Consider the following 22,240-nt stretch of genomic DNA (forward strand, 5'->3'; position numbering starts at 1 on the left):
ACGGTCGGCCGCGAGCGCGCACGACGCGCCCGTTGCGCGCGTGCACCGTCCCCGGCATGCGTCGGTGGATGTCGCGAATCCGTCGGTCCCGCGTCAGACGCCCGGGGAACCCGGGCCGTCACGCTTACTCGCCGTAGATATCGAACGTGAAATACTTGCGCGCGAGCTTGTCGTACTCGCCGCTCTTGCGAATGGACGCGATCGCTTGATTGATCTTCGCCGCGAGCTGCGTGTCGTCCTTGCGGATACCGATCGCGACACCTTCGCCCGCTGCACGCTTGTCCTTGACCTCGGCGCCGGCAAACGCGAACGCCTTGCCGCGCGGCGTGCGCAGGAACCCCATGTCGGCCTGGACGGCCGCCTGGAACGACGCGTCGAGGCGGCCGGTCGTGAGGTCCTGATAGATCTGGTCGGTACCCGGATACGACACGACCTCCACGCCCTTCGACGCCCATTCGGCCCGCGCATAAGTCTCCTGCAACGACCCTTGCTGAACACCGATCCGGCGCCCCTTCAACGATTCCGCGGTCGGCTGCAACGTGGAGCCCGCCCGCGCGATCAGGCGCGGCGCACCCGAATAGAGACGGTCGGTGAAATCGATCTGCTGCCTGCGCGCCGGCGTGGCCGTCATCGCGGACAGGATTGCGTCGAACTTGCGCGCCTTCAGCGCGGGAATGATCGCGTCGAAGCCCTGCTCCACCCATACGCAACGCATACGCAGGTTCGCGCAGATCGCATTGCCGAGATCGACGTCGAAGCCGACGAACGAACCGTCGGGCAGCTTCGACTCGAACGGCGGATAGGTCGGATCGATGCCGAAGCGAAGGGTCTGCGGCTCACCCGCGGAAGCGAGCAGCGGAATGGCGCAGAGCGCGAACAGACTAGAGCGGACAAGGCGTTTCATGGTGTCTCCAAGCCAGGATGAGAAAGCACGTTCGCGCGTGGCACGAACGCGTTGCCGTCAATGTTTGTTCGAACGGCAGGCAGGCGACGGCGCCTGTCTGCTCCGGATGAAGCGGGATCGCGTTACGCGAGGAAGCGTTCGACCAGCCGGACCCAGTAGCTCGCGCCGGTCAGCAGGATGTCGTCGTTGAAGTCGTAACCCGGGTTGTGGACCATGCATCCGCCCTTGCCCTCGCCGTTGCCGATCAGCAGGTAACAGCCGGGGCAGCGCTCGAGCACATACGCGAAATCCTCGCTGTTCGTGATCGGCTTCATGTCGCGGACGAGTCCGCCGTCGCCGAGCCAGTCGCGAGCGACGGATTCGGCCAGCCGGGTCTCGTCGGGGTGATTGATCAGCACCGGATAACCACGCTCGTACTCGACCTCCGCCCGCGCGCCGAAACCCTCCGCGTGAGCGTGCGCAAGCGCGGTGATCCGCGCTTGCAGCAGGTCGCGCACGCCGGGATCGAGCGCACGCACCGACAGGCCGATGACGGCGGCGTCGGGAACGATGTTGGACGCACTGCCCGCGTGTATCGATCCGACCGTCACGATGGCCGTTTCGAGCGGATCGACATTGCGTGCCACCACCGTTTGCAGCGCCATGACGAGCGACGCGCTCGCGACGACCGGGTCGACCGTCTTGTGCGGGATCGCGCCGTGGCCGCCGTAACCGGCGATGCGAATCGTGACCGAGTCGGCGGATGCCATGAATGCACCGCTTCGGAATCCGAACTGGCCAGCCGGCAAGCCCGGCATGTTGTGCATCGCGAATACGGCATCGCACGGGAAGCGCTCGAGCAAGCCTTCCTCGAGCATTCGCAGCGCGCCGCCGCCGCTTTCTTCCGCGGGCTGGAAGATCACGCGCACGGTGCCCGAAAAGCACCGGTTCTGCGCCAGGTACCGCGCGGCGGCGAGGAGCATCGCCGTATGTCCGTCGTGACCGCAGGCATGCATGACACCCGGGTTCGTGCTCGCATACGGTAACCCGGTTGCCTCGACGATCGGCAACGCGTCCATGTCCGCCCGGAGTCCGATCGTGCGTCCGGCGCCATTGGCCAGCGTCCCGACGACCCCGGTATCGCCGATCCCGCCATGCACGTCGTAGCCCCACTGCGCAAGACGTTCCGCGACCAGCGCGCTCGTCGCGTATTCCTGGAAGCTCAGCTCCGGATCGGCATGAATCTGCCGACGCAGCGCGATCATCTCGCGTTCGATATCGCGCATGCCTTGCGGCACGAATTGATTGGATGGGCTGGACATGTCGAGGCTTCCGTGTAGGTCTGACAACCAAGGCGGAGCCGATCATAAGCAGCGCAATTCGTCCCCGGAAGCCGCAATTTGGTTATATTGACAACCAATGGTTATCACGGTGCACGGCCACGCCTATCGTATGAAAAATCATCAGATCCATGCATTGGTCGCGGTCGCCGACGCGGGCAGCATCCGGGCGGCGGCAAGGCTGCTCGGCGTATCGCAGGCCGCGGTGACGAAGGCGCTGCGCGAACTCGAGCAGGAGCAGAAACTGACGCTGCTGTCGCGCAGCTCGAGCGGTGTCAGCCTCACCGACGCCGGGTATACGCTACTGGGTCATGCGCGGCTGATCATCGGGCAGTTCGAACGCGCGAACGACGCGCTCGCCCGGCTGCGCGGCGACCAGACCGGCAAGCTCACGATTGCAGTCACGCCGCTTGTCATGCTGACGTTCATGAGCGAAGCGATCACGCTGTTCCGCAAGCAGATGCCGAAGGTGCAGCTCGAGATCTTCGAGGGCCTGACGGCCGTCGCGTTGCCGCGGCTGCGGGAAGGCACGCTGGACCTGTCGGTCGTGCCGCTGACGTCGATCGTGTCGAGCCGGGAATTCGATCACGAGCCGCTGTTCTCGTATCAATCGTGCGTGGTGGCGCGGCGCGGGCACCCGCTCGCGAACCGGCGTTCGATTCACGATCTGCTCGAGCAGGACTGGGCGGTCAACTACACGGCGACCAGCTATGACGAGACGATGCACAACATCTTCTGGCAGCACGGCGCGGCGATCGATCGTTCCCGCCTGCATTGCGCCCATTCCAGCGCGCTGATGCTGGAACTCGTCCGCCGCAACGACATGCTCAGCCATTGCCCCGCGCCGCTGCTTCTCACCGACGCGATGCGCGACTGGGCACAGCCGCTCGAGCTCGCCGAGCGCTTCGACGCCGGCCGCGTCGCCGTCATCGGCCTGCACAACGCGATGCGCAGCCAGGCAAGCCAGTGCTTCGTCGACAGCCTGTCGCAAACGATCCGCAAGCGCGGCCGCTCCGCCGCAACGGAGAACCGGCGGCTGTTCGATCAACTCGACCTGCTGCTTTGAACGAACGCTTCAACGGCGCAGGGGGATTCGATGGCGCGGCAGCTTGCGGACGGCACGCCGGACCCGGCCGGCTATCGCACCCGCATCAGACGAACAGCGCGATACACAGCGCGGCGCCGCACAGATAGGTGCCGAGCGCACCGATGAAACGCACGGGATTCGGCGCGGCCATCGTCGGCCACGCGAGCAATCCGATCACGAGCAGGCAGCGGCACGCGGTCGCCGCGACGATCAGCGACAGGATCGCGCGCGACGGATCGTGCGCGCCGAAATAGAGAAACAGCACCGCGAGAAACGGCGCGTATTCGGCCGTGTTGCCGTGCGCGCGCACGACCTTGTGCAACCCGTTCGTCGGATCGGACGCACACCCGGATCCGGTGGTGTGCTGAAAGCGCGTGACGGACACGACAAGCCCGAGCCCGAACAGCAGCAGCCCGAGGATGGCCGTGCAAACCAGCGCGACGGGATGGATCGGCATGGGACTCCCGGCGAAAGCGGAAACGTGCCGCACATCCGGCGATCCTACCCGCGGCCGGCGCGCGCGGCTATCGCGAAAACCCGCAGCGTCGCCGCACGCTAACCGCGATTTCCGGAACAGGTTCCGTCCCGAATTGCCGCCGTGCGGCAGCGCACGAAACCGGTGCATCGTCCGCCTGCCCGGTCACCCGGGCCTGCCCGCCGACACCCTTGTCGCGCGGAACCGTCGGTGCGAAGCGCGCAAACGTTAGCCTGCGATGGTGCGCGCCGCCGCACCGCAACGCCGGTTGCGGCGCGTCACAGGCACGCGCGTTGCGTCGGCGCATCTCGGTAGAGAACCACCCTTGGCAGCCCGCCGTTGAGGACTACACTAATCTTTAATGGGGTGCGGCCGGAGCCCGCGCCTTCAGGGAGACGCCGCCATGAATCGGCCGCTGAATCGTATCCTGCCGCGCGTGACCGGTCTCGCATCGGTCTGGACGTGGGTCAAGTGGTCTTTGCTCGCCGCGCTGGTGATCGCGGCGGCGATCGTTGCGCGACTCGTGCAGACCGAGATCGAAACGTCCCGGCTGCAGGCGCACTATCTGTCCGAACTCACCCGCGACGTCGGCTACACGGTCGAGACGGGCCCGAGCGATCACATCCGTTTCCCCGCGAACGGCCCTTACGACCAGCGCCTCGGCTACGCGATGATTCCGTCGTTCCAGGAGCGGCTGCTCGCGCGCGGTTTCGTCGTCAGCAAGCAGGCGCGCGATTCGCAGCGGATGCTGTCGCTCGGCGATCGCGGGTTGTTCCTCCCCTATGACGAGAAGGACCAGGCGGGCCTGATGCTGTTCGACTCGACCGGCGCGCCGCTGTTCGCGACCGTGTTCCCGCAGCGCGTCTACGCCGACTTCGACATGGTGCCGCGCGTGGTCGCCGATTCGCTGCTGTTCATCGAGGATCGCTACCTGCTCGACGCGAACCAGCCGAACCGCAATCCGGCGATCGACTGGGGGCGCTTCAGCCGCGCGGTCGCCGACCAGGCGCTGCACGTCGTCAACCGTCACCAGGCGCGCCCGGGCGGCAGCACGCTCGCGACGCAGATCGAGAAATTCCGCCATTCGCCCGAAGGCCGCACCGCGACGCCGCCCGAAAAGCTGCGGCAGATTGCATCCGCATCGGTCCGCGCGTACCTGAACGGCCCGCAGACGATGCTCGCGCGCCGCACGATCGTCGTGCGCTACCTGAACTCGGTGCCGCTCGCCGCGCGGCCGCACGTCGGCGAGATCACGGGCATCGGCGACGGTCTCACCGCGTGGTACGGGCGCGACTTCAACGACGTGAACCGCATCCTGTCCGCGCCGACGACCGGCGACAACGTCGACGAACAGGGCAAGACGTTCCGCGAGGTGCTGTCGCTGATCATCGCGCAACGCGCGCCGTCGTACTTCCTCAACAGCGGCTATCCGGCGCTGCAGCGGCTGACCGACAGCTACCTGCGGCTGCTGTCGAGCGGCGGCGTGATCTCGCCCGCGCTGCGCGATGCCGCGCTCGCCGCGCAGATCGAACGCAGCGCGCCGCCGGCCGCCGCGCACGTGCAGTCGTTCGTGTCGCGCAAGGCCGTGACGTCCGCGCGCGCGTCGCTGCTGTCGGCGCTCGGCATCAGCGACCTGTACCAGCTCGACCAGTTCGACCTGCAGGCCACGAGCACGCTCGACAACGGCGTGCAGCAGGCCGTCGCCCAGCGGCTCGCGCTGGCGTCGACCCGCGACGGCGCGCAGGCCGCTGGCCTGTACGGCTTCGAGATGCTCGCGCCGAAGGACGATCCGTCGCATCTCACGTACAGCTTCACGCTGTACGAGCGACGCAACGGCGCGAACATGTTGCGCGTGCAGACCGACAGCGTGAACGAGCCGTTCGACGTGAACCGCGGCGGCCGCATCAACCTCGGCTCGACCGCGAAACTGCGGACGCTGATCACGTACCTGCAGATCGTCTCCGACCTGCATGCGCGTTATGCGAACCTGTCGAATGCGGAACTGGCCCGGGTGAAGCCCGACCCGATCGACGGGCTGTCGCACTGGGCGCTCGACTACCTGTCGCATACGCGCGACCGCTCGCTGCAGGCGATGCTCGACGCGGCCGTCGAACGCAAGTATTCGGCGAGCCCCGACGTGTTCTATACGGGCGGTGGCGCGCAGGTGTTCTCGAACTTCGAAAAGTCGGACAACGGCCGCATCCTGACGCTGCACACGGCGTTCGAGCATTCGGTCAACCTCGTGTTCGTGCGGCTGATGCGCGACATCGTCCACTACGAAACGCTGCAGGCGGCCGGCCCGTCGTCGTCGTGGCTCAACGATCCCGAGCAGCGCCAGCATTACCTGCAGCAGTTCGTCGACGGCGAAAGCCAGGTCTACGTGAAGCGCTACTACACGCGCTATGCGGGCAAGGCGCCCGACGACGCGCTCGCGCTGATGCTGCACGACGTGCGCAAGTCGCCGCCGAAGATCGCGACCGTGCTGCGCAGCGTCGCGCCGAACGAGTCGCTTGCATGGTTCGATGCGCAGATGCGCGCGCAACTGAAGGGCACGCCGGCCGCGACGCTGTCCGACGACGACCTCGCCGCGCTCTACGCGAAGTACGCGATCGACCGCTTCAACCTCAACGATCGCGGTTATATCGCGAGCGTGCACCCGCTCGCGCTGTGGACGCTCAACTACCTGCGCGCACACCCGGGCGCGTCGCTCGGCGATGTCCAGCGCGACAGCCGCGATGCGCGTTTCTACACGTACTCGTGGCTGTACAAGACGCGCTACCACGCGACCCAGGACCGGCGCATCCGCCGCATGGTCGAGTTGCGCGCGTACGCGGAGATCACGAAGGCGTGGCGCGCGCTCGGTTACCCGTTCGCGGAAGTCACGCCGTCCTACGCGGCCGCGATCGGCGCATCGGGCGACCAGCCCGACGCGCTCGCGAAACTGATCGGCCTGATCGCGAACGGCGGCCAGAAAGCACCGACGGAAACCATCACGCGGCTCGACTTCGCGAAGGACACGCCGTACGAAACGCGCTTCGTGCGCGCGGCCGCAAAGCCGCAGCCGATGCTGTCGCCCGAGATCGTCAACGTGGCGCACACGCTGCTGCGCGACGTCGTGCTCAACGGCACCGCGCGCCGCCTCGCGGGCGGGTTCACGCTGCCCGACGGCAAGACGCTCGAGGTGTACGGCAAGACGGGGACGGGCGACCAGCGCTTCAACATCTACGCGCGCGGCGCGCGGCTGATCGAGTCGCGCAAGGTGAACCGCAGCGGCACGTTCGTGTTCGTGATCGGCGACCGGTTCTTCGGGGTCCTGACGGCGACCGCGCACGAACCGTATGCGGCGCGTTACGACTTCACGAGCGCGATGGCCGTGCAGTTGCTGCGCTCGATGGCGCCGGCGCTCGCGCCGCTGATCGAACGCCCGGCCGATGCCGGCACGCGCACCGCGGGCTCCGCACCGCAGGCGGAAATGCCCGCGCCGCGCGCCGCCGCGGTGCGGCCGTCCTGAGCCCGGCGCGCGGGTTCATGCCGTGACGCGCCGCTCAGTGCGAGCGGCCGTCGTAGTGCGTGACGGGCAGCGCGTCGATATCGACATCCTCGAGGCAGCGCACGTTGATCGCCGCCATCGCGGTGCCGTTCGGATGGACACCTTCGCCGAACGGATGGATCCCGCAGCGCTTGCAGAAACGATGCCGGATCACGTGCTTGTTGAACAGGTAGGTCGCAAGATTCTCGTCGGGCGTGAGGAGCTTCATGTGGTCGCGCGGCACGAACCACATCAGCGCGCCCTTGCGCTGGCAGATCGAGCAATTGCACGCCATCACGCCCTGCAGGTCGCCTTCCGCCTCGAACTTCACGTCTCCGCAATGACAGCTTCCGCGATAAAGCATGGTCGTCTCCCGGTGCGGCTCGCGCGCGTCGACGGCGCCCGGGCGGACGCCATTGGCCAAGCCGATTCGATGCGGGTACAGTAGCGCGCACCCGCGCCGCGCGCAACGCGCGCCGGCGCCGGATTTTTTCAAGACGAGGAGACACTCATGCTCGAACTGCGCCCCGGCTGCGAATGCTGCGACAAGGACCTGCCGCCCGATTCGGCGGATGCGCGCATCTGCACCTTCGAATGTACGTTCTGCGCAAGCTGTACCGACAACGTGCTGAAGGGCCGCTGCCCGAACTGCGGCGGCGACCTGGTCGTGCGCCCGCGGCGGTCGGCGAGCCTGCTTGCCAAGTACCCGGCGTCGACGGAGCGCATCCACAAGCCGGGCGGCTGCGCGAGCGCCTGACGGCGCCGCACCGCCGCCCTTCTCCGTCACGACATCTCGATCCGCGCGCGCGTCACCGCGAGCAGCGTCGCCATCGCGCGGCGCGCGCCGTCCTCGTCGCGCACGCGGATCGCGTCGCTGACGGCCGTGTGCTCGGCAAGCGACGCGTTGTAGACGTCCGCGCGGCGCGCATTCAGAAGCAGTTGCGCCTCGAGCGTGCGATCGATCAGCGCGCCGAGCGGCACCAGCAGTTCGTTGCCGCCGGCCTCCAGCACGCCCAGGTGAAAGCGCAGGTCGGCACGCACCCACTCGTCGACGTTGCGCGCGGCGGCCATCGCGCGCGCCGCGTCGTCGATCGCGTCGAACGCTTCCGGCGTATGCGCGCGCGCGGCGAGCGCGGCCGCGTACGGCTCGATCATCTCGCGCATCTCCTGCAGCTTCAGCGCGAACGCGAGCGGCGGCGCGACGCGCGCGTACCAGTCGAGCAGGTCGGCGTCGAGCAGGTTCCACGCGCGGCGCGGCCGCACGCGCGTGCCGACCTTCGGCCGCGATTCGACCAGCCCCTTCGACGTCAGCGTGCGCAGCGCCTCGCGCATCACCGTGCGGCTCACGCCGTACAGTTCCATCAGGTCCGGCTCCCGCGGCAGCAGCGATTCGGGCGGATAGTCGCCGCGCAGGATCGCCGTCGCCAGCCGGAAGGCCGTCTGTCCATGCAGGTCGCGTTGAATGATCGTTCTCCGTTGGGCCGGCGGGCCGGCTGCCCACTATCTGCACAATAATGCTATTAATACTATTTTTTATCGGCCTACGCTAGGATAACCGCCAAAGCACGCGACCGTGCGCCGCGCCCGAGCGCCCGCGCCGGTCAACCATGGAGACTCGCGTCATGAAAATCACCCGCCTCGAAACCTTCGTCGTCCCGCCGCGCTGGCTGTTCCTCAAGATCGAAACCGACGAGGGCATCATCGGTTGGGGCGAACCGGTCGTCGAAGGCCGCGCGCACACGGTCGAGGCTGCGGTGCAGGAGCTGGCCGACTACCTCGTCGGCCGCGATCCGCTGCTGATCGAGGATCACTGGCAGGTGATGTACCGCGCGGGCTTCTATCGCGGCGGCCCGATCATGATGAGCGCGATCGCGGGCGTCGACCAGGCGCTGTGGGACATCAAGGGCAAGCATCACGGCGTGCCCGTGCACGCGCTGCTCGGCGGCCAGGTGCGCGATCGCATCAAGGTGTATTCGTGGATCGGCGGCGACCGGCCGAGCGACGTCGCGAACAATGCGCGCGCGGTCGTCGAGCGCGGCTTCAAGGCGGTGAAGATGAACGGCTCCGAGGAGCTGCAGATCGTCGACACCTACGACAAGGTCGAGCAGGTGATCGCGAACGTCGCGGCCGTGCGCGACGCGGTCGGCCCGCACGTCGGCATCGGCGTCGACTTCCACGGCCGCGTGCACAAACCGATGGCGAAGGTGCTCGCGAAGGAGCTCGACCCGTACAAGCTGATGTTCATCGAGGAGCCGGTGCTGTCGGAGAACGCCGAGGCGCTGCGCGACATCGTCAACCAGACCAACACGCCGATCGCGCTCGGCGAACGGCTGTATTCGCGCTGGGACTTCAAGCACATCCTCGCGGGCGGTTACGTGGACATCATCCAGCCCGACGCATCGCACGCCGGCGGCATCACCGAGTGCCGCAAGATCGCGACGCTCGCGGAGAGTTACGACGTCGCGCTCGCGCTGCACTGCCCGCTCGGCCCGATCGCGCTCGCCGCGTGCCTGCAGCTCGACGCGGTCAGCTACAACGCGTTCATCCAGGAACAAAGCCTCGGCATCCACTACAACCAGGGCAACGACCTGCTCGACTACCTGCGCAACCCCGAGGTGTTCCGCTACGAGGATGGCTTCGTCGCGATCCCGCAGGGCCCGGGGCTCGGCATCGACGTCAACGAGGAGAAGGTGCGCGAGATGGCGAAGACGGGCCACCGCTGGCGCAACCCGGTGTGGCGCCACGCGGACGGCAGCGTCGCCGAGTGGTGAGCGCGATGCGCATCGCGCGCGGCTGCGGCCCGCGCGGTACGCATCGATTCGAGTACGGCCGCCCGACAGGCGGCCGTTTTTGCATGCGCGACGCGACGGGCGCCACATGCCGGGCGTGCCCCGGCGACCCCGCCGCGCGCCGCGTGGAACCCGCCGTCAGCCGAGCGCCGCGAACCCCGGTACGCTGAACGACAGCACGGCGGCCGCGACGAACACGCCGATCATCGTCAGTCCTTCGAGATGCAGGATGTTGCGGAACGTGTGCGCGTCCTCGGTCGATGCGGTGCGGCGCAGGCGCGGCAGCGCCGAGAAGCGGTTCAGGCCGCCGAGCACGAGCGCGAGCGCGACGAGCAGCAGCTTCAGCAGCAACACGCGCCCCCACGTGCTGCCGTCGAGCGGCGCGAGCGAACCGCCGAGCCCGCGGATCGCATTGAGCGCGCCCGTGCCGAGCACGAATACGACCGCGATGATCGACGTACGCGACAGATGCTGGCCGATGCGGATCAGCGCACCGCGCGCGACCGACGAACCGAGCGCCGGCAGCACCGCGAGCCCGCCCGCGAGCACGAGGCCGCCCCATACCGCCGTCGCGAGCAGGTGCAGCGTCTGCACGCCGACCGCCGCGGACAGCGCACCCGTGTCGGCCGCATGGCCGAGCGATGCCTTGCCGGCCGCGACCACGATCACCGCGAGCCACAACACCGCGTGCGCAGCCGGGCTGTCCGGCTTCGCCAGCGCGACGATCGCGAGCACCACGGCGCCCGCGAACGCGACGCTCCACGCGAAACCCGTGTGCGTCTGCATCAGCACGGTCGGAATCGCGGCGAACGCGCCGCCGAGCCCCGCGCCGCTCATCGTCGCGGCCTCGTAGACCAGCCAGCCGAGGTCCGCGAGCACGAGCGCCAGCGCCGCCGCGACCAGCGAATGTTGCGCGCGCAGCCACGCGGGATGCGAAGGCGCGACGATCGGCCGCGCGCCGTCCTTGCCGAGCCACGCCTTGAGCAGCGCCGAGCCGACCGCCATCGCGAACGCGGCGTCCATCAGCGCCGCGAGCGCGACCTGCCCGATCCACAAGCTGTCGAACTTCATCGCGCGCACCCTCCCGCAGACGGCAGGCCGGCAGTGCGACGACAACGGGAGAGACAGTGCGAAGGAGGCAACGGCACGGTAGAAAACGTCATTGATGAATCCGGAAACGGGAGAAATGACTGGACCTGCGGCGGAGGCGGCGCCGCGCGACCCGCGAGTGTACGGTCTTCGATGGTGAAAGCGCACGCCGGTTCACACAAACACGGCGCGATACGCGTCAAATTGTCGCAAGTCGCGAACAGGCAGGAACCGATGTCGTTTTGCCAAATAGCCGTCATTACCCATCGATGATAGAATGCCGCGTCGCAGCAGCCCGGCTGTCCTGCCGTCCACGCGCCGAGCCGATCGTAGCCCGGACAGGTCCCCGACGAATAAACATGGAGTCTCGTGTGTCTTCAAGACGCCTCTTCCGTCCGCTGCTCGCCGTTCTGTTGATCGGCGGAGCGGGCCTTATGAGCGCTGCCCAAGCGCAGACCAAGCCCACGGAGCAAGCGCACGCCCAGCAGGCGCCGCTCAAGGCACCCGATACCATGGCCGAGCGCGTGCGCGGCTGTACTGCATGCCATGGCGTCCACGGCCAGGGCACGGACAACGACTACTTCCCGCGTCTTGCCGGCAAGCCGGCCGAGTACCTGTACAACCAGCTCGTCAACTTCCGTGACGGTCGGCGCAAGTACCCGCCGATGAACTACCTGCTGACGTACCTGAACGACGACTACCTGCGCGAAATCGCCGAGCACTTCTCGGCCGAGCGTCCGCCGTACCCGACGCCGGCCAAGCCGACGCTGCCGGCCGCGACGCTCGCACGCGGCAAGCAGCTCGTCACGCAAGGCGATCCGTCCCGCAAGCTGCCGGCCTGCGTGGCCTGCCACGGCGCAGGGCTGACCGGCATGCAGCCGGCGATCCCCGGCCTCGTCGGCCTGCACGCCGATTACCTGAGCGCGCAGCTCGGCGCATGGCGCTCGGGCAACCGCCACGCCAAGGCACCCGACTGCATGCACGACATCGCATCGAAGCTTTCCGACGAAGACGTGACGGCCGTGACCGCGTGGCTCGCCGCGCAACCGGCGCCCGCCAACCCCGTGCCGGCCCCGGCGCGTTCGATGAAGACTCCGCTCGCCTGCGGCAGCGAACCGCAATAAGGCAAGGGAGACAGACACAATGAAACGCAAGTCCCTGTTTGCACTCTCGGCCGTCGCGATCGTCGCGGCCGCCGCCCTCGTGCCGGTCCTGTGGCCGGGCAACGACACGCTGCACGGCGCATCCGCCGTCGCGGCCACGCCGGCCGACCAGGCCGCGCTGATCAAGAAGGGCGAATACCTCGCGCGCGTCGGCGACTGTATCGCGTGCCACACCGTGCGCGGCGGCAAGTCGTTCGCGGGCGGCCTGCCGATGGCGACGCCGTTCGGCACGATGTACACGCCGAACATCACGCCGGACGACCAGGCCGGCATCGGCAAGTGGACGTCGGACGACTTCTACCGCGCGATGCACACGGGTCGCTCGAAGGACGGCAGCCTGCTCTACCCGGGCTTCCCGTTCGCGAGCTACACGAAGGTCACGCGCTCCGATTCGGATGCGATCTACGCGTACCTGCGCTCGGTCGCGCCGGTGTCGGTGCCGAGCCGTCCGCACGAACTGAAGTTCCCGTTCAACAACCGCAACCTGCTGATCGGCTGGCGCACGCTGTTCTTCAAGGAAGGCGAGTACAAGCCGGATCCGACGAAGTCGGTCGAGTGGAACCGCGGCGCCTACCTCGTCGAAGGCCTCGGCCACTGCTCGATGTGCCACACGTCGATCAACATGATGGGCGGCCCGGTGAGCTCGTCGGCGTTCGCCGGCGGCCTGATCCCGCTGCAGAACTGGTATGCGCCGTCGCTGACGAACGACAAGGAACTCGGCCTCGGCGACTGGCACGTGCAGGAGCTGTCCGACCTGCTGCAAGCCGGCGTGTCGCACAAGGGCGCGGTGTTCGGCCCGATGGCGGACGTGGTCCACAACAGCCTGCAGTACATGACCGACGAAGATACGCGCGCGATGTCGACGTACCTGAAGTCGATCCCGCAGAAGGCTGAAGCGCCGAAGAACATGCAGTACGAGCCGTCGAAGCAGTTCGGCAACGCGCTGTTCGACCAGGGCAAGAAGATTTACGCGGACAACTGCGCGACCTGCCACGCCGAAACGGGCTCGGGCAAGCCGCCGGCCTACCCGCCGCTCGCGGGCAACCACTCGATCATGATGGAATCGGCGGTCAACCCGATCCGCATGGTGCTGAATGGTGGTTATCCGCCGAGCACGTTCAAGAACCCGCGTCCGTACGGCATGCCGCCGTTCGCGCAGTCGCTGTCGAACCAGGAAGTCGCAGCAGTGGTAACGTACATCCGGATGTCGTGGGGCAACAACGGTACGCCGATCTCGCCACAACAGGTGAGTGACCTGCGTTCCGCGCCGCTTGACTAAATAACGCGTGACGCAAACGGGGCGCGGCTGCGGGAAACCGCAGCCGCGCCCCTTTGCTTTTTGCGACGCCAGTCCCCGCGCGGGCCGCGCGAGGTGTCGCCGATCATAAAACTCAAGAGTGGTATCTATGTCTTTCGAATCTCTCGGCCTGGCCGAACCGCTTGTCAAGGCGGTCAACGAGCTCGGCTACACGTCGCCGACTCCGATCCAGCAGCAGGCGATCCCCGCCGTGCTCGGCGGCGGCGACCTGCTCGCCGGCGCTCAAACGGGCACCGGCAAGACCGCCGGCTTCACGCTGCCGATCCTGCAGCGCCTGCACACCTACTACGCCGAACATCGCGGCGCGAAGCGCGCAGTGCGCGCCCTGATCCTCACGCCGACGCGCGAACTCGCCGCCCAGGTCGAGGAAAGCGTGCGCGCATACAGCAAGTACCTGAAGCTGCGTTCGACCGTGATGTTTGGCGGCGTCAGCATCAATCCGCAGATCGATGCGCTCAAGCGCGGCGTCGACATCGTCGTCGCGACGCCGGGGCGCCTGCTCGATCACATGCAGCAGAAGACGATCGACCTGTCGGATCTCGACATCCTCGTGCTCGACGAAGCCGACCGGATGCTCGACATGGGCTTCATCCACGACATCAAGCGCGTGCTCGCGAAGCTGCCGCCGCAGCGCCAGAACCTGCTGTTCTCGGCCACCTTCTCGGACGAGATCAAGGCGCTCGCCGACAGCCTGCTCGACTCGCCCGCGCTGATCGAAGTCGCGCGCCGCAACACGACCGCCGAAAGCGTCGCGCAGAAGATCCACCCGGTCGACCGCGACCGCAAGCGCGAGCTGCTCACGCACCTGATCCGCGAACACAACTGGTTCCAGGTGCTCGTGTTCACGCGTACGAAGCACGGCGCGAACCGTCTCGCCGAGCAGCTGACGAAGGACGGCATCAGCGCGATGGCGATCCACGGCAACAAGAGCCAGTCGGCACGCACGCGCGCGCTGGCCGAGTTCAAGAACAGCACGCTGCAGGTGCTCGTCGCGACCGATATCGCCGCACGCGGGATCGACATCGACCAGTTGCCGCACGTCGTCAACTTCGACCTGCCGAACGTGCCCGAGGATTACGTGCACCGGATCGGCCGCACGGGCCGCGCGGGCGCGACCGGTGAAGCCGTGTCGCTCGTGTGCGTCGACGAGAAGCAGCTGCTGCGCGACATCGAGCGGCTGATCAAGCGCGAGATTCCGCAGGAAGTGATCGCGGGCTTCGAACCCGATCCGACCGTGAAGCCGGAGCCGATCCAGCAGCGCCGCGGGCAGCAGCAGCCGCGCGGCGGTGGCGGTGGTGGCGGCGGCAATCGCCAGCCGCGCGCAGGCGGCTCAGGCCAGCCGGCCCCGAAACGCGAAGGCAACGCGCAACCGAAAGCGGCGCAGCCGAAGGCCGCGAAGCCGCGCACGCAAGGCGGCGCCGGCGGTACCGGCGGACGCCCGGCGGGCGGCGGCAACAGCGCGCGCCCGGCAAGCGGCAATGCCGCGCACCCGAACCGCAACCGTTCGTCGCGCAGCGGCCAGCGCGGTCACTGAAGCCGCGCGGCCGCGCGCCGCAGGTGCTCGACCTGGCGTTGCCAGCGTGCGAGCACCGCGGCGCGCTCCCCTTCCAGCATGAACGTGACGCCTGTCGCGAGACGCGCATAACCGACCCGCTGTGCATCGCCGTACGCGATCGTCGCAGCGAATCCGGCCAGTCCGCCGAAGTCGCCTTCGAGCGGCTCGAGCCTCAATTGCGCCTGAAAGAACGCACCGTCCGCGACCAGCGTCAACGCGGCCGCGCGCCGTTGTGCGAGCGCGCGCGCCGCACGCGATTGCGGCCATAACGCGATCAGCAGCGTGCGCGCATCGTGCGCATAGATCTCGCCGACGCCGAGCAGCGTCGTGCGCAACTGGCCGTCGTCGGTCGCGACGATCAAGGATGCCGCGATATCGGCATGACGCTCGAGCGCGGTGCCGTCGAACAGCGAGACGACGGCCGGCGGCCACGCGTCGAACGTCCATTGTTCGAGCGCGTGGCGATGGGTATCGGTCATGGTGGCGTGGCCCTGGTGCGGATCGGATGTCGATGCGCCAGCATACGCCCGGCAGGCCGCGCCGCGGCGATCAGCGCAGGAATACGTGCCGCGTGATCTTCGTGAGCGGATAGTGGACGCCCGGCTGGATCTTCGCGGGCAGGTCGAGCGGCTTGAGCAGCATCTTCACGCACATGTCGGCCGACAGGTTGCGCCGCACGAGCGTACTGATGCGCGCGGCGCGCTCGCGGTTGTACTGGCTGTCGCCGACGCGATCCGGATAGCGGACCGCGAACACGTGGCGCAACGCAATCTCCGAATCCTCGTTCTTGATTTCCATCACGCGGCGCATCAGCGCGCCGAGCACCGCAAGCCGGCCATTGCCTTCGAGCTTGTTGTACTTCTTGAAGAACTTGAAGAAGTGCTTGTAGTGACGCACTTCGTCCGTGCGGATGTTGTCGGTGATTTCCTTCAACACGGGCTCGTCGGAGCACTCGTTGATCGCGCGATAGAGCGTGGCCGTGCCCGTCTCGACGACGCAGCGCGCGACCATCTCGAGCGCGCGGGTCTTCTCGAATGCCTCGACCTTGCAGGTCTTCGAATACTCGGCGAAGAAATTCGCGAACGCGGTATCCCAGTCGAACTCGGGCCACACGTGCGCGATGTACGCCTTCAGCGCGCGGCCATGCTGCAATTCTTCGTGCTCCCATGCATTGTTGAGCCACGCCGATACTTCAGGATCGTCGTTGAAGAATTCGCTCAGATTGCTCGTGTAGAGATCCGAGCCGCTTTCGATGAACGACGATGCGCACAGCAGCAGCAGCAGATCTTCGTTCGCGGCGGCACGCTGACGATCGATCCGGTTCAGGTCGATGTCCTCGATTCGCCACGGCATCACATGTGTCGTTTCGGTGTGCATGGTGGTGCGCTCCCAGTCGTCGTGCAGGGGCCGGCCCATGCCTTCGGCACAGGCGCCAACCGTCCAGCAGGCGGCGTTTTACTTGCGTTTATAGTGACTTGGTCCGGCCGAACCATCTTGGCATCTTAGCCGGACTTTGATGTTCGTGCTCCAGAGCACTGACCATACCGGACAAGCGCAGTTCCGCGACGTCTGTTGCCGTTCGTTAGACGAGTCCTTCGAACCCGTCGCGCCCGCTCGACGGCACGGGCCGCGCCCAACGAAACGGGCGGCCATGCGGCCGCCCGTCGAGCATCAAAAATGGAAGCGAACCGTCAGAAACCGGCCGCCAGACCGTCGCGCCGGCTGTCGCTCGCGGCCACGTAACCACGCTCGCGATCGTCGCGGTCGAGACGCCAGATGAACTGCCCCGAACCGAAATCCATGTAAGGGTCGTCGATCGACTTGATCGTGTGGCCGCGTGCGGCCAGCCCATCGACGGTCGCGCGGTTCATCGTCGATTCGACGTCGAGCGTGAAGTCGCGGTTGACCTTCCAGCGCGGCGCATCGCATGCGGCCTGCGGCTGCTGCCCGTAGCCGAGCATCCGCACGACGGTCTGCAGGTGGCCCTGCGGCTGCATGTCGCCGCCCATCACGCCGAAGCTCATCACGGCCTCGGTGCGGCCGTCGACCTCCTCGGTGACGAACGCCGGGATGATCGTGTGGAACGGCCGCTTGCCGCCCGTGACGACGTTCGGCGAGGCCGGATCCATCGAGAAGCCGTGCCCGCGGTTCTGCAGCGCAATGCCGGTGCCGGGCACGACGAGCCCCGAACCGAAGCCCATGTAGTTCGACTGGATGAAGCTCACCATCATCCCGCGCTCGTCGGCCGCCGACAGGTAGATCGTGCCGCCCGAATGCGGCCGGCCGGCGCCGAAGTGCGTCGCGCGCGCGGGGTCGATCAGCTTCGCGCGTTCGGCGAGGTACGCGTCGTCGAGCATCTGCTCGGGCGTGACCTCCATCGCGCGCGGATCGGCGACATAACGATAGACGTCCGCGAACGCGAGCTTCATCGCCTCGATCTGCAGATGCTGCGAGTCGACCGAATCGACCGGCCATTCGGTCACGCCCGCATGCTCGGCGATGCCGAGCGCGATCAGCGCGGCGATACCCTGCCCGTTCGGCGGAATCTCGTGAATCGTGTGGCGGCCGAAGCGCTTGCCGATCGGCTCGACCCATTCCGGCCGATACGCACGCAGGTCGGCTTCGGTCAGTGCGCCGCCGCCTTCGCGGGCGAACGCGGCGATGCGCTCGGCCAGCGCGCCCTCGTAGAACGCGCGCGCGCCGTCCTTCGCGAGCGTGCGCAGCGTCTGCGCATGGCCGGGCAGGCACACGCGCTCGCCGACGAGCGGCGCGCGGCCGCGCGGCATGAAGGTCTCCGCGAAACCGGGCAGCCCCTGCAGCGCGGGCACGGCGGCCGCCCACTTGTGCGCGACGATCGGCGGCACCGCATAACCGCGCTCGGCGATCTCGATCGCCGGTTCGAGCAGGTCCGCGAACGGCAGCGAACCGAACTTCGCGTGCAGCGCTTCCCAGCCCGCGATCACGCCCGGCACCGTGACGGTATCCCAGCCGCGCATCGGCTTGTTCGCGAAACCGTGCGCATCCTCGCCGTGGCGCTTGCGGAAATAGTCGACGTTCCACGCGGACGGCGCGACGCCCGACGCGTTCAGCCCGGACAGCCGCTCGCCGTCCCACACGAGCGCGAACGCGTCGCCGCCGAGCCCGCACGACACGGGCTCGACGACCGTGATCGCGGCGGCGGCGGCCAGCGCCGCGTCGACCGCGTTGCCGCCCTTCCACAGCATCCGCAGCCCGGCCTGCGCGGCGAGCGGGTGCGATGTCGACACGACGTTGCGCGCGAACACCGGAATGCGGGTCGTCGGATACGGGTTGTGCCAGTTGAAGCCAGTCATCGGTTCCACCTCGTCGAAAGCTGAATGAGTGCGCGCCCGCGAGCGCGGGCAATCCGCCATTGCAGCGCGATCAGCGCAATCGTACAAATTCATTTGTCACATGAATCAATGCATTTTCCGCATGAATACCCTGTGGCCACGCGCGGCAAGCCGGCCGATCGCCGTTACCGCCCTTACAATAGCCGCTCCGTCTCACGACACGACCATCGAGCCATGACCCGAGATCCCCGCCTCACCCTCAACGCGCGTCAGCAGGAATTGCTCGAATGGGTGCAGCGCGACGGCTTCGTGACCGTCGACGATCTCGCCGCGCACTTCGCGGTGACGCCGCAGACGATCCGCCGCGACGTGAACTGGCTCGCCGACCTGAACCTGCTGCGTCGCTACCACGGCGGCGCGAGCCTGCCGACCAGCTCGGAGAACGTGTCGTACACGGCGCGCCAGCGGATGTTCCACGACGAGAAGCGGCGCATCGCGGCGCTCGCGGCGTCGCATATCCCGGATCAGGCATCGCTGTTCATCAACCTCGGCACGACGACCGAGGAAGTCGCGCGCGCGCTGAACCGCCACCACGGGCTGCACGTGATCACGAACAACCTGAACGTCGCGTCGATGATGAGCGGCTACCCCGACTGCGAGGTGCTGATCACCGGCGGCATCGTGCGGCCGTGGGACAAGGGCATCGTCGGCGAGCTCGCGATCGACTTCATCCGCCAGTTCAAGGTCGACTACGCGATCATCGGCACGTCGGCGATCGAGGCCGACGGCACGCTGCGTGATTTCGACACGCGTGAGGTGCGCGTCGCCGAGGCCATCATGCAGCACGCGCGCACGGTCTACCTCGTGACCGACCATTCGAAGGTCGGCCGTCCCGCGCTGGTGCGCCAGGGCCACCTGAGCCAGGTGCACGCGCTGTTCACCGACAAGCCGCTGCCGCCCGAAATGGCCGACACGGTGGCCGCCGCCGGCACCCAGGTGTACGTCGCGGAATGACGGTGGCGATGCTGCACCGCACCCGAAACTTCAAGTGAAATCAAGAAGTTGGCGGCGCAAGCGGACCGCTTGCGCGCGGCCCGGCTGTCAAACGGAAAATTAACGGGGCACGATTTGTCGTTGCCTGCGCGCTCGACTAGACTCCAGTTCCCCGGCCCGTTCGCCCGATCCGCCCGTGCCAAGGCGTGTGCGAATCTCAGGGTCGGCGAATACAGCTTTTCCCCCCAAGCCATACCCCCCGGGGTATCGTGCACCGGCGTTTGCGCCGGCCGCGCGGGCAGACCGGATGCCATGGAGAGAACGATGCTGAGTCCGCATGAATTCGCCACGCTATTGCTTGTGAAGGACGCGCCTGACCAGCGCGACATGGATCGGGATGAACTGGACATCCTGCTCGAACAGCAGCTCGTCCGCCTGGAAGGGCTCGGCTCGGGGCGCAAATACTGCGTGACCGAGACCGGCGACGCCGCGTTGCGATCCATCAAGTACCGCTATTCGTAAAGCCACGCTGTTCCTGACCTGACCGCGCCGGCCGGATTCCCGGCCGCGCTGTCGCTCCCGCCTCCCCGCCCGTTCGCCGCGGCCTGCTTCAGCCGCCGCGCAGCGTCGGATCGACCGCCGCCCGCCAGCTGATGGCCTGCGCGCGCGCACCGTTGAAATACGCGATCCAGCCGGCGCGCGCCGCCGCGTCGGGCGCCACATAGTGCGTCGAAAGTTCGTTTACGAACGCGCAATAGTTCGCTTCGGTTAGCCCGCGATACCGTTTCGCCACGTACGCGTCGTACAGCGTCGAATAGACCGGCTGCGCATCCGCGCCCCAGTCGCGCGCCGTGCCGCCGCACGACGTCTGCAGATCGGCGAACGACGGCGCCCGCCAGTTGCCGGCCAGCGGCGGCGTGCCGGCGCTGCACCCGGCCAGAAGGACGGCGCACGCGCCGGCCCACATCCCAATACGCATGATTCACCTCGCGAAACGGTCGATCCCGCCAGTATCGTCCGGGATCGTGCCGCGCGCTACTGGCCCCGCTTCTTCGAACTTTACTTTTTCGATTCCGTTCGTTAAATTTCGAATTCGAACATTTCGTGTTCGCCCATTTCCCTCAGACGATAAGGACAGCAGGTGACCCAACCGAATCGCTTCGATCTGCTCGTGGTCGGCGGCGGCATCAATGGCGCGGGTATCGCGCGCGATGCGGCCGGCCGCGGCCTGTCGGTCATGCTCTGCGAGCAGGACGATCTCGCGTCGCACACGTCGTCGTCCAGCACGAAGCTGATTCACGGTGGCCTGCGCTATCTCGAGTACAACGAATTCGGGCTCGTGCGCAAGGCGCTGCAGGAACGCGAGACGCTGCTGCGCGCGGCGCCGCACATCATGTGGCCGCTGCGCTTCGTGATGCCGCACATGCCGAACCTGCGGCCGGCCTGGCTGATCCGCATCGGCCTGTTCCTCTACGATCACCTCGCGAAACGCGAACTGCTGCCTGGCTCGCGCGGCATCGACATGCGCCGCCATGCGGCCGGCGCGCCGCTGATCGACTCGATCAAGCGCGGCTTCGTGTATTCGGACGGCTGGGTCGACGACGCGCGCCTCGTCGTGCTGAACGCCATGGACGCGAAGGAGCGCGGCGCCGAGATCCTGACGCGCACCAAGCTCGTATCCGCCGAACGCCGCGGCGACGAATGGGAAGCGCGGCTGCAGCACGCCGACGGTTCGATCCGCGTCGTGCATGCGCGCGCGATCGCGAACGCGGCCGGCCCGTGGGTCGGCGAAGTGCTGCACGGCGCGCTCGGCCGCGGCGCGCATCATAGCGTACGGCTCGTGAAGGGCAGCCACATCATCACGCGCCGCCTGTTCGATCACGACCACGCGTACATCTTCCAGAACCCGGACAAGCGGATCATCTTCGCGATTCCGTACGAGCAAGACTTCACGCTGATCGGCACGACCGACGTCGAATACACGAACGATCCCGCGAAGGTCGCGATCGACCGCGACGAAACGCAGTACCTGTGCGATTCGATCAACCGCTACTTCAAGCGCAAGATCGCGCCGGCCGACGTGCACTGGACCTATTCGGGCGTGCGCCCGCTGCTGGAAGACGAGAACGCTACGAACGCATCGGCCGTCACGCGCGACTACCGCCTCGAGCTGGACGACGGCGCGGGCGCGCCGCTGCTGTCGGTGTTCGGCGGCAAGATCACGACCTTCCGCAAGCTCGCGGAAGAAGCCGGCGACATGCTGTGCCGCGCGCTCGGCCGCGACGCGAAAACCTGGACGGCCGGCGTTGCACTGCCGGGCGGCGACATCGCGAACGCGAAGTTCGACGCGTTCGCCGACGCGTTCGCCAAACGTCACCCGTGGCTGCCCGCCGCGCTCGCCCGCCGTTATGCGCGTGCCTACGGCACGCGTGCGGAGCGCGTGGTCGACGGTGCGAAGTCGCTCGCCGATCTCGGCGCCGAGATCGCGCCGGGCATCCGCGACGCCGAACTGCGCTACCTGCGCGACGCCGAATGGGCGACCTGCGCGCAGGACGTGCTGTGGCGCCGCTCGAAGCTCGGCCTGCACGTCACGCCGGGCTCGCTCGATGCCGTGACGGCCGCGGTCGATGCTTGGTTCGCCGCCGCGCACGCGCCGCACGCGTGACCCGAATGCAGTTGCAGTTGTCTTACCGACGTTGACTCACCGA

General features: G+C 67.5%; 20 protein-coding genes. 10 read left to right on the forward strand and 10 right to left on the reverse strand.

Annotated elements, in window-relative coordinates; genetic code table 11:
* Positions 1 to 124: 124 nt before the first annotated feature.
* Together ACN22W_RS14850 and ACN22W_RS14855 are read right to left on the reverse strand one after the other, a co-directional pair.
* Positions 125 to 904, reverse strand: coding sequence for an ABC transporter substrate-binding protein (locus ACN22W_RS14850; protein WP_343494770.1), 780 nt, complete (start codon positions 902 to 904; stop codon positions 125 to 127).
* Between the two features lie 122 nt (positions 905 to 1,026).
* Complete coding sequence (locus ACN22W_RS14855; protein ID WP_419685273.1) at positions 1,027 to 2,205, reverse strand: M20 aminoacylase family protein; 1,179 nt, start codon at positions 2,203 to 2,205, stop codon at positions 1,027 to 1,029.
* A 130-nt stretch (positions 2,206 to 2,335) separates the two neighbouring features.
* On the opposite strand from ACN22W_RS14855, the gene ACN22W_RS14860 reads away from it, so the two are divergent.
* A complete protein-coding gene (locus ACN22W_RS14860; protein WP_419685275.1) occupies positions 2,336 to 3,289 on the forward strand; it encodes a LysR family transcriptional regulator in 954 nt (317 codons plus the stop codon).
* A gap of 85 nt (positions 3,290 to 3,374) precedes the next feature.
* On the opposite strand, the gene ACN22W_RS14865 is transcribed toward ACN22W_RS14860, so the two are convergent.
* Positions 3,375 to 3,767 (reverse strand): MAPEG family protein, encoded by a 393-nt coding sequence (locus ACN22W_RS14865; RefSeq protein WP_419685276.1) that lies wholly within the window; start codon positions 3,765 to 3,767, stop codon positions 3,375 to 3,377.
* A gap of 421 nt (positions 3,768 to 4,188) precedes the next feature.
* On the opposite strand from ACN22W_RS14865, the gene ACN22W_RS14870 reads away from it, so the two are divergent.
* Positions 4,189 to 7,296, forward strand: a complete 3,108-nt coding sequence (locus ACN22W_RS14870) for a transglycosylase domain-containing protein (RefSeq protein WP_419685277.1) — start codon at positions 4,189 to 4,191, stop codon at positions 7,294 to 7,296.
* 34 nt (positions 7,297 to 7,330) lie between these two features.
* Here the strand turns inward: ACN22W_RS14870 and ACN22W_RS14875 are convergent, their stop codons facing one another.
* Positions 7,331 to 7,678, reverse strand: a complete 348-nt coding sequence (locus ACN22W_RS14875; protein WP_048242801.1) for a GFA family protein — start codon at positions 7,676 to 7,678, stop codon at positions 7,331 to 7,333.
* 147 nt (positions 7,679 to 7,825) lie between these two features.
* Between ACN22W_RS14875 and ACN22W_RS14880 the strand changes: the two genes are divergently transcribed.
* A complete protein-coding gene (locus tag ACN22W_RS14880) occupies positions 7,826 to 8,071 on the forward strand; it encodes a DUF1272 domain-containing protein (protein WP_129512898.1) in 246 nt (81 codons plus the stop codon).
* Positions 8,072 to 8,097: 26 nt separating this feature from the next.
* On the opposite strand, the gene ACN22W_RS14885 is transcribed toward ACN22W_RS14880, so the two are convergent.
* Positions 8,098 to 8,781: a FadR/GntR family transcriptional regulator gene (locus ACN22W_RS14885; RefSeq protein ID WP_129512899.1), complete on the reverse strand. Its 684-nt coding sequence runs from the start codon at positions 8,779 to 8,781 to the stop codon at positions 8,098 to 8,100.
* Between the two features lie 155 nt (positions 8,782 to 8,936).
* On the opposite strand from ACN22W_RS14885, the gene dgoD reads away from it, so the two are divergent.
* Positions 8,937 to 10,085, forward strand: coding sequence for a galactonate dehydratase (gene dgoD / locus ACN22W_RS14890; protein WP_006483258.1), 1,149 nt, complete (start codon positions 8,937 to 8,939; stop codon positions 10,083 to 10,085).
* 156 nt (positions 10,086 to 10,241) lie between these two features.
* Here dgoD and ACN22W_RS14895 read toward each other — a convergent pair whose 3' ends face one another.
* Positions 10,242 to 11,174, reverse strand: a complete 933-nt coding sequence (locus ACN22W_RS14895; protein ID WP_129512900.1) for a CopD family protein — start codon at positions 11,172 to 11,174, stop codon at positions 10,242 to 10,244.
* A gap of 377 nt (positions 11,175 to 11,551) precedes the next feature.
* Between ACN22W_RS14895 and ACN22W_RS14900 the strand changes: the two genes are divergently transcribed.
* The 3 genes from ACN22W_RS14900 (at position 11,552) to ACN22W_RS14910 (ending at position 15,207) form a co-directional block, all read left to right on the forward strand.
* Positions 11,552 to 12,316, forward strand: a complete 765-nt coding sequence (locus ACN22W_RS14900; protein WP_069747114.1) for a c-type cytochrome — start codon at positions 11,552 to 11,554, stop codon at positions 12,314 to 12,316.
* Between the two features lie 19 nt (positions 12,317 to 12,335).
* Positions 12,336 to 13,634, forward strand: a complete 1,299-nt coding sequence (locus tag ACN22W_RS14905) for a c-type cytochrome (protein ID WP_129512901.1) — start codon at positions 12,336 to 12,338, stop codon at positions 13,632 to 13,634.
* A gap of 127 nt (positions 13,635 to 13,761) precedes the next feature.
* Complete coding sequence (locus ACN22W_RS14910) at positions 13,762 to 15,207, forward strand: DEAD/DEAH box helicase (RefSeq protein ID WP_419685278.1); 1,446 nt, start codon at positions 13,762 to 13,764, stop codon at positions 15,205 to 15,207.
* On the opposite strand, the gene ACN22W_RS14915 is transcribed toward ACN22W_RS14910, so the two are convergent.
* From ACN22W_RS14915 to ACN22W_RS14925, 3 genes are all read right to left on the reverse strand, one after another.
* On the reverse strand, positions 15,201 to 15,707 hold the full coding sequence (locus ACN22W_RS14915; RefSeq protein WP_419685279.1) for a hypothetical protein: 507 nt from the start codon (positions 15,705 to 15,707) through the stop codon (positions 15,201 to 15,203). The genes ACN22W_RS14910 and ACN22W_RS14915 overlap by 7 nt on opposite strands.
* Before the next feature lie 70 nt (positions 15,708 to 15,777).
* On the reverse strand, positions 15,778 to 16,605 hold the full coding sequence (locus tag ACN22W_RS14920) for a ferritin-like domain-containing protein (RefSeq protein WP_048242802.1): 828 nt from the start codon (positions 16,603 to 16,605) through the stop codon (positions 15,778 to 15,780).
* Positions 16,606 to 16,919: 314 nt separating this feature from the next.
* Positions 16,920 to 18,560 (reverse strand): gamma-glutamyltransferase family protein, encoded by a 1,641-nt coding sequence (locus ACN22W_RS14925; RefSeq protein ID WP_419685280.1) that lies wholly within the window; start codon positions 18,558 to 18,560, stop codon positions 16,920 to 16,922.
* A gap of 213 nt (positions 18,561 to 18,773) precedes the next feature.
* On the opposite strand from ACN22W_RS14925, the gene ACN22W_RS14930 reads away from it, so the two are divergent.
* Together ACN22W_RS14930 and ACN22W_RS14935 are read left to right on the forward strand one after the other, a co-directional pair.
* Positions 18,774 to 19,553: a DeoR/GlpR family DNA-binding transcription regulator gene (locus ACN22W_RS14930; protein ID WP_006493999.1), complete on the forward strand. Its 780-nt coding sequence runs from the start codon at positions 18,774 to 18,776 to the stop codon at positions 19,551 to 19,553.
* 303 nt (positions 19,554 to 19,856) lie between these two features.
* Positions 19,857 to 20,054, forward strand: coding sequence for a hypothetical protein (locus tag ACN22W_RS14935; RefSeq protein ID WP_006477892.1), 198 nt, complete (start codon positions 19,857 to 19,859; stop codon positions 20,052 to 20,054).
* A gap of 88 nt (positions 20,055 to 20,142) precedes the next feature.
* Here ACN22W_RS14935 and ACN22W_RS14940 read toward each other — a convergent pair whose 3' ends face one another.
* Entirely contained in the window at positions 20,143 to 20,511 is a 369-nt protein-coding gene (locus ACN22W_RS14940; protein WP_193098999.1) for a hypothetical protein, read from the reverse strand.
* 162 nt (positions 20,512 to 20,673) lie between these two features.
* On the opposite strand from ACN22W_RS14940, the gene glpD reads away from it, so the two are divergent.
* Entirely contained in the window at positions 20,674 to 22,197 is a 1,524-nt protein-coding gene (gene glpD / locus ACN22W_RS14945) for a glycerol-3-phosphate dehydrogenase (RefSeq protein ID WP_419685281.1), read from the forward strand.
* The last annotated feature ends 43 nt before the right edge of the window (positions 22,198 to 22,240 follow it).

Origin of the sequence: Burkholderia theae (genome assembly GCF_048565265.1) — a bacterium.
Lineage (GTDB): Bacteria > Pseudomonadota > Gammaproteobacteria > Burkholderiales > Burkholderiaceae > Burkholderia > Burkholderia theae.

Excerpts from the sequence above, each read along its gene's own strand:
- ACN22W_RS14895 (WP_129512900.1), bottom strand. The coding sequence starts at position 11,174 with ATGAAGTTCGACAGCTTGTGGATCGGGCAGGTCGCGCTCGCGGCGCTG.
- ACN22W_RS14930 (WP_006493999.1), top strand. The coding sequence starts at position 18,774 with ATGACCCGAGATCCCCGCCTCACCCTCAACGCGCGTCAGCAGGAATTG.
- ACN22W_RS14855 (WP_419685273.1), bottom strand. The coding sequence starts at position 2,205 with ATGTCCAGCCCATCCAATCAATTCGTGCCGCAAGGCATGCGCGATATC.
- ACN22W_RS14910 (WP_419685278.1), top strand. The coding sequence starts at position 13,762 with ATGTCTTTCGAATCTCTCGGCCTGGCCGAACCGCTTGTCAAGGCGGTC.
- ACN22W_RS14865 (WP_419685276.1), bottom strand. The coding sequence starts at position 3,767 with ATGCCGATCCATCCCGTCGCGCTGGTTTGCACGGCCATCCTCGGGCTG.
- ACN22W_RS14920 (WP_048242802.1), bottom strand. The coding sequence starts at position 16,605 with ATGCACACCGAAACGACACATGTGATGCCGTGGCGAATCGAGGACATC.
- ACN22W_RS14880 (WP_129512898.1), top strand. The coding sequence starts at position 7,826 with ATGCTCGAACTGCGCCCCGGCTGCGAATGCTGCGACAAGGACCTGCCG.
- ACN22W_RS14905 (WP_129512901.1), top strand. The coding sequence starts at position 12,336 with ATGAAACGCAAGTCCCTGTTTGCACTCTCGGCCGTCGCGATCGTCGCG.
- ACN22W_RS14925 (WP_419685280.1), bottom strand. The coding sequence starts at position 18,560 with ATGACTGGCTTCAACTGGCACAACCCGTATCCGACGACCCGCATTCCG.
- ACN22W_RS14935 (WP_006477892.1), top strand. The coding sequence starts at position 19,857 with ATGCTGAGTCCGCATGAATTCGCCACGCTATTGCTTGTGAAGGACGCG.
- ACN22W_RS14915 (WP_419685279.1), bottom strand. The coding sequence starts at position 15,707 with ATGACCGATACCCATCGCCACGCGCTCGAACAATGGACGTTCGACGCG.
- ACN22W_RS14900 (WP_069747114.1), top strand. The coding sequence starts at position 11,552 with ATGGAGTCTCGTGTGTCTTCAAGACGCCTCTTCCGTCCGCTGCTCGCC.
- dgoD (WP_006483258.1), top strand. The coding sequence starts at position 8,937 with ATGAAAATCACCCGCCTCGAAACCTTCGTCGTCCCGCCGCGCTGGCTG.
- ACN22W_RS14870 (WP_419685277.1), top strand. The coding sequence starts at position 4,189 with ATGAATCGGCCGCTGAATCGTATCCTGCCGCGCGTGACCGGTCTCGCA.
- ACN22W_RS14850 (WP_343494770.1), bottom strand. The coding sequence starts at position 904 with ATGAAACGCCTTGTCCGCTCTAGTCTGTTCGCGCTCTGCGCCATTCCG.
- ACN22W_RS14940 (WP_193098999.1), bottom strand. The coding sequence starts at position 20,511 with ATGCGTATTGGGATGTGGGCCGGCGCGTGCGCCGTCCTTCTGGCCGGG.
- ACN22W_RS14875 (WP_048242801.1), bottom strand. The coding sequence starts at position 7,678 with ATGCTTTATCGCGGAAGCTGTCATTGCGGAGACGTGAAGTTCGAGGCG.
- ACN22W_RS14860 (WP_419685275.1), top strand. The coding sequence starts at position 2,336 with ATGAAAAATCATCAGATCCATGCATTGGTCGCGGTCGCCGACGCGGGC.